The 13,219-nt window shown below is 42.9% G+C and carries 12 protein-coding genes; 2 read left to right on the top strand and 10 right to left on the bottom strand.

Annotated features, from left to right (window positions below; all coding sequences use genetic code 11):
* Positions 1–132: 132 nt before the first annotated feature.
* Positions 133–1,443 carry an ABC transporter substrate-binding protein gene (locus AABM38_RS23530; RefSeq protein WP_423408549.1) on the bottom strand — a complete coding sequence of 437 codons (1,311 nt, stop codon included), beginning with the start codon at positions 1,441–1,443 and terminating at the stop codon, positions 133–135.
* 442 nt (positions 1,444–1,885) lie between these two features.
* Between AABM38_RS23530 and AABM38_RS23525 the strand changes: the two genes are divergently transcribed.
* A complete protein-coding gene (locus AABM38_RS23525) occupies positions 1,886–2,746 on the top strand; it encodes a Cof-type HAD-IIB family hydrolase (protein WP_423408548.1) in 861 nt (286 codons plus the stop codon).
* Between the two features lie 278 nt (positions 2,747–3,024).
* Entirely contained in the window at positions 3,025–4,122 is a 1,098-nt protein-coding gene (locus AABM38_RS23520) for a PQQ-dependent sugar dehydrogenase (RefSeq protein ID WP_423408547.1), read from the top strand.
* Positions 4,123–4,447: 325 nt separating this feature from the next.
* On the opposite strand, the gene AABM38_RS23515 is transcribed toward AABM38_RS23520, so the two are convergent.
* The 9 genes from AABM38_RS23515 to nosZ form a co-directional block, all read right to left on the bottom strand.
* The gene (locus AABM38_RS23515; protein ID WP_423408546.1) at positions 4,448–5,104 is read right to left on the bottom strand and encodes a TetR/AcrR family transcriptional regulator; all 657 of its coding nucleotides are present in this window, start codon (positions 5,102–5,104) and stop codon (positions 4,448–4,450) included.
* A 33-nt stretch (positions 5,105–5,137) separates the two neighbouring features.
* A complete protein-coding gene (locus tag AABM38_RS23510; protein ID WP_423408545.1) occupies positions 5,138–6,169 on the bottom strand; it encodes an ABC transporter permease in 1,032 nt (343 codons plus the stop codon).
* A complete protein-coding gene (locus AABM38_RS23505) occupies positions 6,159–6,881 on the bottom strand; it encodes an ABC transporter ATP-binding protein (RefSeq protein ID WP_423408544.1) in 723 nt (240 codons plus the stop codon). Before AABM38_RS23505 ends, AABM38_RS23510 begins: the two co-directional genes overlap by 11 nt.
* Before the next feature lie 146 nt (positions 6,882–7,027).
* Positions 7,028–7,930, bottom strand: a complete 903-nt coding sequence (locus AABM38_RS23500) for a FixH family protein (protein ID WP_423408543.1) — start codon at positions 7,928–7,930, stop codon at positions 7,028–7,030.
* A gap of 1 nt (position 7,931) precedes the next feature.
* On the bottom strand, positions 7,932–8,600 hold the full coding sequence (locus AABM38_RS23495; RefSeq protein WP_335428425.1) for an ABC transporter ATP-binding protein: 669 nt from the start codon (positions 8,598–8,600) through the stop codon (positions 7,932–7,934).
* Positions 8,597–9,394 (bottom strand): ABC transporter permease, encoded by a 798-nt coding sequence (locus tag AABM38_RS23490; protein ID WP_423408542.1) that lies wholly within the window; start codon positions 9,392–9,394, stop codon positions 8,597–8,599. The genes AABM38_RS23495 and AABM38_RS23490 overlap by 4 nt, the downstream gene beginning before the upstream one ends.
* Positions 9,358–10,689 carry a nitrous oxide reductase family maturation protein NosD gene (nosD, locus tag AABM38_RS23485; protein WP_423408541.1) on the bottom strand — a complete coding sequence of 444 codons (1,332 nt, stop codon included), beginning with the start codon at positions 10,687–10,689 and terminating at the stop codon, positions 9,358–9,360. The genes AABM38_RS23490 and nosD overlap by 37 nt, the downstream gene beginning before the upstream one ends.
* Positions 10,690–10,691: 2 nt before the next feature.
* On the bottom strand, positions 10,692–11,252 hold the full coding sequence (locus AABM38_RS23480) for a hypothetical protein (RefSeq protein WP_423408540.1): 561 nt from the start codon (positions 11,250–11,252) through the stop codon (positions 10,692–10,694).
* A 95-nt stretch (positions 11,253–11,347) separates the two neighbouring features.
* The gene (gene nosZ / locus AABM38_RS23475; protein WP_423408539.1) at positions 11,348–13,219 is read right to left on the bottom strand and encodes a Sec-dependent nitrous-oxide reductase; all 1,872 of its coding nucleotides are present in this window, start codon (positions 13,217–13,219) and stop codon (positions 11,348–11,350) included.

The raw sequence follows: 13,219 nt of genomic DNA, 5'->3' as shown, positions 1-13,219 counted from the left end.
AAGCAAAAAGCGCTTCTTTGTCGGAGTCTCCAGTTTCTGCGTTTCTGGGCAGTCGGCTACACATTTCGGTTTCGGTCCGCCCGCGCTTGTCGGGGCTGACCAAGGCGCTTGCGCTTTTCTTATGAAAAATTATTACTTACGAGCGTCTGCCCAAGCTTTAGAAGATTCTTTTACAAGATCATCCCAGCTCATTTCGCCGCTTACATACTTTTGAATGTTCACGCCAAGCTTTTCTTGTCCCCATCCAGTTGGGTAACCCATGAATGTCCAAGCAAGAGTCTTGCCGTCTTGAGAATACTGGTAGATTTCTTTTGCTAGTGGATCAGAGATCTTGCCAGCGTCAAAACCGTCATATGCAGGAATGAATTTGAAATCTTCGATTACAGCTGTTTTACCTTCTTCAGAAGTGTACAACCAGTCTAAGAATTCCTTCGCTGCTGCTACTTCTTTTTCATCCTTGTTGCTGTTTACAGCCCAGTACATTGGTACGCCAACTGGGATTGAATCTTCTTTGTAGCCTTCAACCGGGATCGGAAGGATTCCTACTCCGCTGTTAGCAAGCTCTTCGTCGATACCAGCGATTGAACCAGATACCCAGTTACCTTGCTGAATGATTGCAGCTTTGCCAGTAGAGAATAGTTCTTCTACTTGCTTAGCGTAGTCAAGGCTTACAGTTGGCTGGTCAGAGTATTTGTTTTGCAGGTCAAGAATTTTTTTGAATGCATCGCCGTGCTCGAACTTAACTTCTTTTGCTTCGAATGCATTAATTACGTTCTGGTCAAATTCAGGTGCAAGGAACACGTTTGATAAATGAAGTCCTGTTACCCAAGTTTCTTTTGCAGGAAGTGCAAATACTGATGTAAGACCAAGGTCTTTCTTTTTGCTGTCAAGAGTCTTTACAGCTTCTTCTAAAGCTTTGTAGCTAGTGATGCTCTTTGGATCGATTCCTGCTTTTTCAAAAATGCCTTTGTTATAAATGAAGCCATAGCCTTCCTGGTTATATGGAAGTCCAAGTACTTTATTGTCTTTTGTTACGCCTTCAAGCGTGCCGTTAAGAGCAGCTTTTGCAGCTTTTGTGTCAGAAAGGTCAGCTAGCTTTTCCTGCCAGTCTGCAACGTCTTGCGGTCCTCCGACGTTGTAAATAGTAGGTTCATTGCCTGAAGCGAATTTAGATTTTAGTGCAGCACCGTAATCTTCACCGCCGCCAACTGTTGTGATGTTGATGTCGACGTTTTTATGAGCGTCTTCATAAGCTTTTGCAAGATCCTCGAACTGATCCTTGAATTCCACTTTGAATTGGAAAATGTCAACGGTAACTTCTTCTCCGCCTTTACCTTTGTCATCACCTGTTGCCTTGTCATCGTTTGATGAACATCCTGCAAGACCTCCGCCAACTAAAAGCCCAAGAGAAAGAACTGCTGGAAATAGCTTTTTTGCTTTCATTGTTGAGATACCCCCAAAAATTTTTGTTTTTTTGCATGCAATCACATGCGTTCCGAAAGCGTTTGCATATTTTTGCAAAGATACTTAGAAGATCATTTCTATACAGAACACCTTTAAAACGCTTACATAAATGGGATAAATACAAGAAATACATTGATACAAATGGATTTCTGTAAAACGATTCCTTATTGCTATCCTGTTATGCAAACGATTGCAGCTGTGGATACATAATAGCATATGAATCTATGAATGACAATATGAAAGTATCAGAGAAATTTAAATTTATAGGTTAATTGTACTAACCGGTTGAAACCATGGTTAAGCTGGGGATTAGGATGGCAATAATGATAGAGAAACAAGTATATACACGTATTGTTTGAAGTGGAATGTTTGAAGGTCTATCATGATGATAAGACTGAAAATAATTGCAGAAGGTGAAATCATGATTAGATGTATTGCAACAGATATGGATGGAACATTATTGACAGCAACGCAGCAGATTACCTCCGAAAACCGGGAAGCGATCCGTAAGGCGCTGGAAAATGGAGTGGAGGTTGTTGTAGCGACAGGCCGCTCTTACCAGGAAGCAAGATTTGTGCTGGAAGAAGCAGGCATGCGTTTACCGATGATCTGCGTAAATGGGGCAGAAGTGCGCTCGAATACTGGGGAAATCGTTTCTTCTAATCCGCTTAATAAAGAACAGGCTCGCCAGGCGGCTCTGCGTCTGGTTGAGAATGGGGTATATTTCGAGGTGTATACAAATGAAGGGACATTTACGGAAGATGAGGATAAGGCGATCTCCATTATCGTTGATATCTTTTCAACGGCAAATCCTGAAGTTCCGATTGACCAGATTGCCAAAGCAGCTGAAGATAGGCTGCATAAAGGGCTGGTCCGTACAATCGAGCACTATGACAGGCTATTTGAACAGGATCAATATGAAATATACAAGCTCCTCGCTTTTTCCCTTGACCCTGAAAAGCTTGAATCTGCAAACTTAACATTAAAAGAAATTGAAGGGCTGGCGATCAGTTCATCAGGCAGCGAGAACATTGAAATCACAAGTCTTGATGCCCAAAAAGGAATTGCACTTGAAAAATTTGTTGCATCCAGGGGAATCACTTTAGAAGAAACGATGGCTCTCGGAGATAATTTTAATGATGTATCGATGCTAGAAAGAGTCGGCAAGCCTGTAGCAATGGGCAATGCTGTCGATGAAATTAAGACCTTGTGCGGCAAGGTCACGCTTACGAATGAAGAAAGCGGTGTTGGCAAGGCGATTATGGGTGTGTTGGTGGACTAGTTTTTCGAACGAAGTTGTCCTTAGCTTTCTTAATGGCTCTGTTAAAGCCCAAAGTTGTTTTTTAAAACCTGTTGATTGTAGTGGAAGGCGCGAAGACTCCTCCGAAAATGCTAACGCATTTCCATCGTGCGTGGGCAGATCGAGGAAGCTATTCAGTGTCCTGCTGGCTCAGCGCCAGCCCCGCGGAAAGCGAAGCGCCTGGAACGAAAATCAACTGTCTTGTTTAAGAGAGCCTTCGGAATAAGAAGTAATCCAAATTAAATGAAGGGTCGGGTGTCATGAAAAGATTTTTGTATGTGTTGGCTGCAATGCTGATGGTTCTTGCTGGGTGTTCAGGCGGAGATGATAATTCAAAGCCGGTAGAAGAAAAGGAAAAGCAACAGGATCAGGAAGCAATTGTGCCGGTTGATCATCTGGAAACTGTTGCTGAAAACTTACAAATCCCATGGTCAATCAACAAACTCGGCGAGACGTTTTACCTTAGTGAACGGCCGGGTACGATTGTAAAAGTAGAAAATGGAACAATGGTGAGACAGAAGGTTTCCTTGAAAAAAGAATTATCTCAGGCAGCAGAAGCAGGGCTGCTGGGTTTTGTGCTGGCACCAGATTTTGCGCAATCCAATAAGGCATTTGCCTATTATACATACGAGAATGGCACCGGACAGTTCAATCGGATTGTAGAATTAACCTTAGAAAATGATGAATGGATAGAAGGCAGGCTTTTACTTGATAATATTCCGAGCGGCCGTTTCCACCATGGCGGACGTCTAAAGATTGGCCCGGATGGGAAGCTTTATGCAACCGCTGGCGATGCAGCAGCGACGCCTGAAATCGCGCAGGACCTTGACTCTTTAGGCGGTAAAATACTGCGGCTGAATTTAGACGGCTCCGTTCCGGAAGACAATCCTTTCACTGGGTCCTATGTGTACAGCTACGGCCATCGTAATCCTCAGGGAATGGCCTGGGCAAAGGATGGGACGATGTACGCAAGCGAGCATGGTCCGTCCGCACACGATGAAATCAATGTAATTGAACGTGGGATGAATTACGGCTGGCCAGAAATTACCGGCGATGAAAAGAAGCAAGGTATGGAAACTCCGCTTTTTCAGTCCGGCGACAATACATGGGCGCCATCCGGAATGGCGGAGCATGACGGAAAGTTGTATGTTGCAACATTGAGAGGGAATGCTTTGCGCGAATTTGATCCTGTTGCTAAAACAACGAGGGAAGTCGTCACCGGCGTCGGTCGGGTCAGGGATGTACTGATTGATGGCAGCTATGTATATTTCATCAGCAATAATACTGATGGCAGAGGGACTCCGGGTGCGGGGGATGATAAGCTGTACAGGGTAAGGATTGAGGATGTGCTCCAATGAGGAACAGCTATTCTGGTTGTTCCTCTCTTTAATCTTTTAACAGATTCTAAAGTGGATTTTTAGTCGTCATACATTGATACGCTGCTATTTTAGCGTTTCTGATCAGCCACAGTACCTGGTAAAAATGAATTAGTATAGTAAGAAAAAATAATATAGCGAAAATCACTATTTAATAGCGAAACTTAATTTTTTATAGCGAATATCAAGATTTTATAGCGAAACTGTCTTAATTATAGCGAAAGCGGCATTTTAATAGCGAACTGGAAATTATCAAGTTTTTTTTCCAGGCAATCAAGTAAAAAAACCGGGCATGCGTGCCCGGTTTTTACTTGCTGTTCAGCCCGCCCAATCCATGCAGGATGAATTGAACAGTTCTCTCCGTTTCTGCTTCATCATCCCAGTCTGCTTCAGGCAGAATCATATAACGGGCAATTAAATACCCAAAGATGGTTGATAGGGACAGGCGGAATACACTGTAGGCGGGAATATCGATGATCTGGCCATTTGCTTTATAGTGTTCGACAATTTTTTCGAAGCGTTCATACACCTTTAAGGCGATATGGTCCTTGAATAAATCCTTTAATTCAGGGTGGAACGGAATTTCCTGTAAAAGGATTTTGACTATAGGCAGGTTTTTAACTAAGAAATCCCGGCGATTCTCAAGGATGGCTTTCAGGAAGTCCTCTAAATGTTCAAAATCCTGGTCGAGTACCTTATTAAGGTCTTTTATAATAAAGGGAGCGACAAACTTTGCCATCACTGGAGCAACGATTGCCAGCAGCAAATCCTTTTTCGTTTTATAATGCCGGAAAATGGTGCCTTCCGCTACACCTGCTTTTTTGGCAATTTCGCTTGTAGAAGTTGCGGAATATCCTTTTTCGGCAAAAGACTCGATCGCAGACACGATAATTTTTTTCTGCTTGTCGGTCAGTGCTTCTTCTTTATCGATTAACTCGTCGATTCTCATTTCGCGATCTGTCATCTTTAACTCCCTCCGCGGCGTATTCAAGAGTATTTATACTGCGCGGTGTTTCCTTAATGCTAAAATATTCAGCAGGATAAATACAACGGAAAAACCGGCCATAATCAACAGATTACCATAAATGGCATCCCAGCCATAGCCTCTTACCATGATATCACGCAGTGCTTCAGCTGCGTAATAGAGCGGTGTAATCGGGCCGAGCCAGCTTAGCCATTCTGATATTGTATCAAGGTTGATCAGCCCCGAGAAGAAGAACTGCGGTACGATGATCAACGGGATGAACTGGATCATCTGGAACTCGTTGTTCGCAAAGGCAGACAGCAGAATGCCTAGTGTCAAAGCCGTCATCGACAGCATTAGAGTGATGAGCAGAACATAGATAAATGAACCTTCCATCAGCATCCCAAGAATGTAAATCGCATACCAGGCAATTAAAGTGGCCTGCAGCATGGTGAAGATCCCAAAACCGAGTACATAGCCAATGACAATTTCCCATTTGCGCAGAGGGCTTGCGAGCAGCTTTTCAAGTGTGCCGCTAGTGCGTTCCCTCAAAAAGGAAATGCCAGAAATGATAAAAACGAAGAAGAAGGCAAAGAAACCTAGCAATACTGGGCCGAAATAATCAAATTGTCCCATATCCTCTGAGCCGTGCAGATAATTGACGTTCAGATCCATTTGGCCAGCGGCTGGCTGCAGCGGCTTTGTAGCCTTTTGAATCTGTTTCATAAAAGCACCATTTACTGACGGATCGCTTCCTTCCAAAACGATTTGATCAAGCATAGGTCCGTCAAATAGAAGATAACCGTCAATTTCTCGATCTAATGCGTCAGCTTTTGCTGCTTTTTCAGAATCATATTCTTTCATCTTTACATCTTTTAAATCCAACTTCTCGATCACCGCATCTGGAACATTGACAAGTCCAACTTTAGGAACATAATTCTCTCCATTAAACACAAGATGCAGCATCGTCAGGATCAGCAGGGGAGCGACAAGCATCATCGCAAGTGTCCTTTTATCCCTTAGAAATTGGCGGATAATCCTGATTACTAGAGCACTAATTCGCATGCTGAGCACCTCCGTATGCTAAAAATGCTTCTTCAACGGTTGCGGAACCCGTATTGGTTTTCAATTCTTCAGGCGTGCCAACGGCAATTAATCTGCCATCACGAATTAATCCCAGCCTGTCGCATTTCTCCGCTTCATCCATTACGTGAGTGGTCACAATCAGAGTCTTGCCTTTCGCTTTCAAATCATAGAAACCATTCCAGATGCTTTTGCGCAGCACAGGGTCGATCCCGACGGTCGGTTCATCCAAAATCAGCAGCTCTGGTTCATGCAGCAGTGCAGCTGCAAGGGACAGACGACGTTTCATACCGCCAGAATAATTGGTTACGAGTTTGTTAAGATGTTCTGATAAGTCGACCAGCTCCATCACTTCGAGAATCCGCTGTTTTCTCCTTGCACCCTTCAGGCCAAATAGGGAAGCGAAAAATTCAAGATTTTCCTTTGCGGATAATTCTGTATAAAGTGCGTCAGATTGCGCCATATACCCAATCTTTTCAATCAGCTGGAGAGAGGGCATTTTTTTACCAAAAAGAACGTTTTCTCCCTCGCTCGGCAGCTCAAGGCCGACCAGCTGTTTAACAAGTGTTGTTTTGCCTGCTCCTGAAGGTCCGAGCAATCCGAAAATTTCACCATTCTGAATCTCTAAGGTTATATCCTTTAATACTTCATGCTTTCCGAAACGTTTAGAAACATTTTGGACTGAAACAATCATCGAAGCTCACCATCCTTTTATTAAAAGTGAGTAATCACTCACTAGATAATTATAGTTTAATACACAGAAACTAATTTGTATAGTGAGTAATCACTCACAAAAACGAACAAAAAATGACAACATAAAAAAGCCCTCAAAAGAGAGCTTTACATTATTTTGATCTTTAGGGAATTCACCTGGCTAACCAGCAATTCCTCATACTCCTTTTCGGCAGTGAACTGGACTTCTTGTTCACCGGCTTTAGGATTTTCTTTTTTAACTTTTTGGATCAAATCATTTTGGACCTTTTGAGTAAGGACAATTCGTTCATATTGCAGCTTTTGTATTCTCCAGAATTTCTCTTCGCCATATTCTGCAATTAATTTTTTAGCAACCTCTGAATTGTTATACTGGCTTCGCACTTTATCTATTGCATCATTGACTTCCTGATCGGTAGCCTTGTGGCCTTTCTCTTGTCCGAGCATGGCCATCGCCCTTAGCCGGATAATCTGCGTCAACAACTGGTTTTTATCCTCGTTGAGCTTTTCCTGATTGTCCCAATAGACAAGGGCTTCATCGAGTTTTTCACCACTGTATTTGGCTTTGTCCGTTTCACGGTTGATCTCGATATGGAGTTCATTAATGAATTTGTAAAAATCAAGATCCTCGTTTGTAATCCATTCACCGTTAATGGAAGCTACTCCTTCAGGTTTTTTCACATTTAAATCTACGACTTTGTCTTGCTTCGCTCCGTCCTTTTCCAGGGTAAAAGCCGCTTCCCATTTCCCAGCCATTGAGAACCTCGCACTGCCTGAATAAATGCCTTCAGACACTTCCTTTAAATCTACATTGACTGTGCCGTGGTCCATGCTGCCCATTGCAAGTTCCGCAGATACATCAAGTCCCGAAACTGCTTTTCCGTCTTCGGTCACTTTAATTTCAAATTCTGATTCTTTTCCTTCCGTAAAGGCCGGCTCCTTGGCCACGTCTACATTCCATTCCGCCTCTTGGCTACAACTGGCTAATTGCATCACCATCAATATGAATAATGAAGCGAGTAATTTTTTCATCTTAATTGCCTCCAAGTTTCTGTGTCTTTAAAAAATCATCTACCGTGTATTTGGTCATCTTGCCGTTATCTAAAAATGCCACATGAGTACAAATCTGCTTAATTTCATCTAAGTGGTGAGAGGATAGCAGGATTGTTTTACCTGAAAGAGAGCGAAGCACTTGTAAAATTTCCTTTCGCCCCATTGGGTCGATACCGCTTGTAGGTTCATCAAGGATTAATATATCTGAATCCTGATACAAGGTGATGGCGAGTCCGAGTCTCTGCAGCATTCCTTTTGAGTATCCCTTGATGGCCATGCTGCGCTCTTCCCATAAACTAACAGCTCGTAAAATCTTTTCGATTTTAGCCGAATCAGCTTTTCCTGTTCCCGCCTGGGCAAAGAAGATGATATTTTCATAGCCAGTCAAAGATGGATAGAGCATGAATTTTTCTGGCAAATAGGCAATTTCGTTTTTCCAGCGCTTATTATTCTTTCGTTTGTTGCCATTGATCAGGATTTCACCTTTTTTGATAGGGATAAGGCCGAGCAAGCTATGGATAAAAGTAGATTTCCCAGCTCCGTTCCTGCCTACTAGAGCACATACTTCATTTTTGCTAATCGATAGATTGATATCATTCAGAACTACTTTATTGCCATAGGATTGGGTTAAACCGGAAACATCAATCATTCAAAACCCTCCTTCCGATGAAGCAGTATAGAACTGATAAATGAGACAATCATCCAGAATACAAGGCAGGCCCCCAAGAACACTCCTGGCTGCAGCCACATGAATGACTTCAAGAGGTGTGACATGTGGCCGAATGAGTAAATGCCCAAGCCTGTTTCTAAAAACATCCTCACGGCCTGGATTGGATTAAGGAAATAGGCAACAGAAAATAATTTTACATTTTCATGGGTTACATCCTGCAGAACAGAGAGCAGTGCAAAGTCGTGCAGGAAAAAGAAGTAAAACCATACGATGACTGCCATTCCGGCAATCTGCATCCTCGAACGGCTGATGCTGCCGATGAACGCGCCAATCTGGATAAAAATGAGCATGAGTACAGAGACGGCCAGGATAAAAATGAAATAATTCCAGATATCGGTTTTGAAAAATATTTTTAAAGGGACGAGATACACGAAGAACCAGACTAGCACGGGACCGAGCAGTACTGCGTGCATTCCCAGGCTTTTTTTGAAAAGGAAGGTCATAAAGCTCTCCTGTCTAGTCAACAGCATGATGAGTGTTTTTTGCTCTTTTTCCTGAAAGATAGAGAAGGCGCCAAGGAACAAGCATAGGATCGGGATGAAATAAACCAGGGTGTCAAATAAGTTAATAAGCAGGACATAAAATCCTTGTTCATAGGAAAGAGCAGTAAATTTCACAAGTAAAAGGGCAGATACAAGGATTACTGTGCCGATTGCCAGCCAAAGTCCCTTGCCTCTTAAATTTTCCTTCCATTCTTTCCAAATATAATGCATAGCAATTGTCTCCTTTTTGTGAGGATTGCCGTAATGATGATGGCGAGTATCACAATAGCAGGCAGGTTGATGTTCCTGCTATTTGCTGTAAGCGGGTATTCATCCTTGAACATTACTTTTTCGTTATCCAGCAGCTGGTTCATTTTTTCATATATTTTTATGGCGGGGCTTTTTAGGAACAGATAGATCAGCTCCTGGTCTTCGATCAGTTCATAGAGCGATGACTTATAAGTAGCTGGGCTGTCGCTGATTCCGTCTTGATCCAGGTCCAGCAAAGGGAAGGCGGTGCCCCAATGGTTGCCAATGCCTTCAAGGCTCCATTGATTCTGCCCTGTTCCGCCAAGCGTCACTGCAGGTATCGTATTTTCCTCAATCGTATTCTTTGTAAAAATCTGCTCGTTTGAACTGGCCCAAAGCTCGATTCCTATCTGATTTTGGGAGATATGGTTAGCGAGAATAAGATTGTCAGTCGATTGATCTATATATAACCCTCTCTGGTTCATGTAGAAAGTATTGTTCTCAATGGTATTTTCGTTTGCTGATAACACCAGCAAACCGAATGAGCGGTGCCCATAATTAAAAATAAATTGGTTGTTTTTCAGCTTAAGCTGATTGGAGTGCATGATGGCTGCTCCGCCTGTATTAAACGTGAATATGTTGTTTTTAAATTCGTTGCGGTCTGAATACATATAATGCAGACCGTAACGTGTTTTTGTAATTTCGTTGTTTAATGCCTTGTTATCATTTGCATAATCGAAGAACATTCCATCTCTTGTACCTTCGATATAATTGTTTTTTAATAGATTTCCATTTGAATAATAGACATGCAGCCCGTTTCCCTGGGCAGCAATTTCTCCTTTGCCAAGCCCGCGAATCTTAACATTTTCAATGGTATTATGATGTGCCTTGCTTAAATAAACACCATGGAATGATTTTTCTATTTCAATATCGCGGATGACATTTCCATCTGTGTAAACCTTTATTGCTGCATATTCTTCAGGGCTGTTCCGGTCCATACCTCCATTTTTTACATGGAGGTTTGAAACGGTGACCCCAGGGGCACGCACAGAGATGACATTGCCTTTTCCATCGCCTTCAATGACCGTTCCTTTTTTGCCGGATATCTGGAGCGGCTTATCAATCACGATGTTTCCGTGATAGATTTTTCCTTCAAGCTGGATGACTGCTCCGTCTTTGGCTGAATCGATGACGGCCTGCAGGTTTTCTGCTGCCATCCCCTTTTCCGGATAAGTGATAACGGAAAAGAATAAGAGCAGCCAAAGAATTTTTTTCATGGTCAACGATCCTTCCAAATTGGAATGAGAATCAAAATGAATGCTGCTATTACTAAAAAAGAACCCGTTCCAAGGTAGCTGTTTGTAATGAAATTTGCGAGCGTGTTCTCCCCGAGAATCGGCGGTACAAATGGATCAACTTTAATCGGTGCTGTCGGGCTTAAATCTGTGCCGAAATCATGGAGCCAGCGGCGTAAATCCCAGACACCGAGTGATCCGCCAATAGCAAAAATCCCAATTAGGAAATAAAGGACTATTTTTCTCCTAAGGATGGCAGTGATAAGTGTTAGTGCGGCCAGTCCGCTAATTAAATATTTAAGGTAGTTAAGTTCAGGGAAATTTTCTTCGCTGAAGCCTTTCATGCCAATATAGTGGTTAAGTCCATTCACGATATCGATTTCGCCTTGCAATTGATCAGGATATACAATGATATTCAGCCCTTCCGGGTACTGCGGAGCGAAAAACTCCATGCCCCACCATGGGAAAAATAGAGATGCGGCAATCAGTATAGCGGCTGCAGCAATCAATCCGAATGAAAGAACTGATAGTCTTTTTCCAGCCATCGTCATCACGCCTTTCGAAAGCCTAAACGGCAGTTTGCAAAAAAGGAGGGAGGGTATCAACAGCTGATGATACCCTCATTTGTCTGTTGTTTAGATTATGGTTTCACAAGGAAGTAGCCTGTCATTTCTTGATGCAATGCTGAGCAGAAGTTCGTACAGTAAATCGGGAATGTCCCGGCTTTATCAGCTGTGAATTCAACGGTATTTGTCTGTCCAGGCTGAACTTCCATATTTAAATTGTAGCCATTGATCGCGAAGCCGTGGGTGATGTCCTGGTCGAAATCGATGTTGGTCAGGTGGATGAATACTTTATCACCTTTATTTACCTCGATTTGGTCAGGTCTTTTAGCTTTAGCGTCAAAAAGGAATTTTGATCGCATGGCAATTCCGTAAACATGGACTTCATTGCCTTTGCGTTCGATTCGTGTTTTTTCTTGGCTGTATACTGCATCAGGATTCTTTTCATCCTTAGGGTATACGGTGATCGTCTTGATTTTATCTGCCTTGATCATTTGCGCATAGTGTGGTTCAGGGTTCACTGGTGCAGACTGGATGATTTCCATTTTCTCTCCGCGCAGGTCGATCAGCTGCATGGATTCAGGATGTGAAGGGCCTACGGAAAGATAGCTGTCTTTCGCGATTTTATTCAACGCGATGAGGTATTTTCCATCTGGTGCGACTGTATCACCTTCAGCGGCAACAGAGTGTCCAGGAGAGTACTGTACAGGAACCCGGTCTAAGGTTTCTCCTGTTTTAGGATCCCATTTAACGATTTCAGAAGAAATGAACATAGTTGTGTAGGCTAAGCCTTTTTCATCGAATTGAGTATGAAGCGGCCCTAAGGCATTTTCAGGGTTTACTTCTCTTTCCATGATGGATTCATACTTTATGATTGGAATGCCATTGCGTTCGCCTGCAAATTCTTTGTTTTCAATTGCCTTGAATGCTTTCTCAAAAGAGAAGACTGTCATTGAAGGGGCTAATTTTCCAGATGCAATAAAGTGCTTGCCATCAGGAGTTACATCTACGCCGTGAGGAGATTTGGCTACAGGAACCAAGTAAATTCCGCCTTTATGTTTTTCAGGGAATATCATCTTTTGGCCTGTCACTTCGTCATACTTTCCGTCCTTGACCATTTTCTCTAGCTCTTTCCAGTTAAATAAAACGATGAAGTCACGGTCTGCTTGGGAGGCGTTAATTTCAAGATTCGTAGTTGCTTCTTCAGTGTTATAAGTAGTCATAACTGCCCAGTCACCAGATTCTTTCTTTCCTGCATCGGAAAGATCATAGGACCAAGGTGGAAGAGCGACTTGATAGGCAATGTTCAATTTTTCTGTTTTCTCATCGAAGGTAACAGCGGACATGACTCCGCGATATTTATCGCTGTATTCATCAAGTGGCGCATACTCTTTCCCAATCGGTACAGCAAATCGGGTTGGAAGGAACATATATTCAGTATTTTGAGTAACGAAGGCCGCACAGTGTGGCCCGCTTGTATTTGGAACATCAATGATGTCCTTGACAGTAAACGTTTCAAGGTTCATCGCTGCGGCACGGCTGTTTCCAACGTCAGTAGCAAACATGTACTTTCCATCATAATCACCATTAGTCTCAGAGAATGCAGGGTGGTGTAGATCACCCCATGTATAGTCGCCCATCATTTCTTTTGAGTGATTATCAAAGCCGTATCCAGTTGCAGAATCCTGGCTGAATACCGGCACTGTTCTGATATGCCGCATGGAAGGGACACCATAGATGAACATCTGTCCTGAGTGGCCGCCTGATGCGAACAAATAATATTCATCTTTTTCACCGAATGGTACATATACCTTTTCAGCATTTGTTTTGTTTTTGCTGCTGTCAGCCACCGCTTCACTTCGGTTGCCTGGAGAAAAATCTGCGAAGAACACAGTTGCTGCCAGTAGCCCGGTAGCGAGTCCCGAGGCAATAGGAATCCATTTTTTCAT

The organism is Heyndrickxia sp. MSNUG, assembly GCF_049532715.1.
Classification (GTDB): Bacteria; Bacillota; Bacilli; order Bacillales; family Cytobacillaceae; genus Mesobacillus.
The sequence above is the reverse complement of the archived record's forward strand: the minus strand, read 5'-3'. Positions and strand labels throughout refer to the sequence as shown.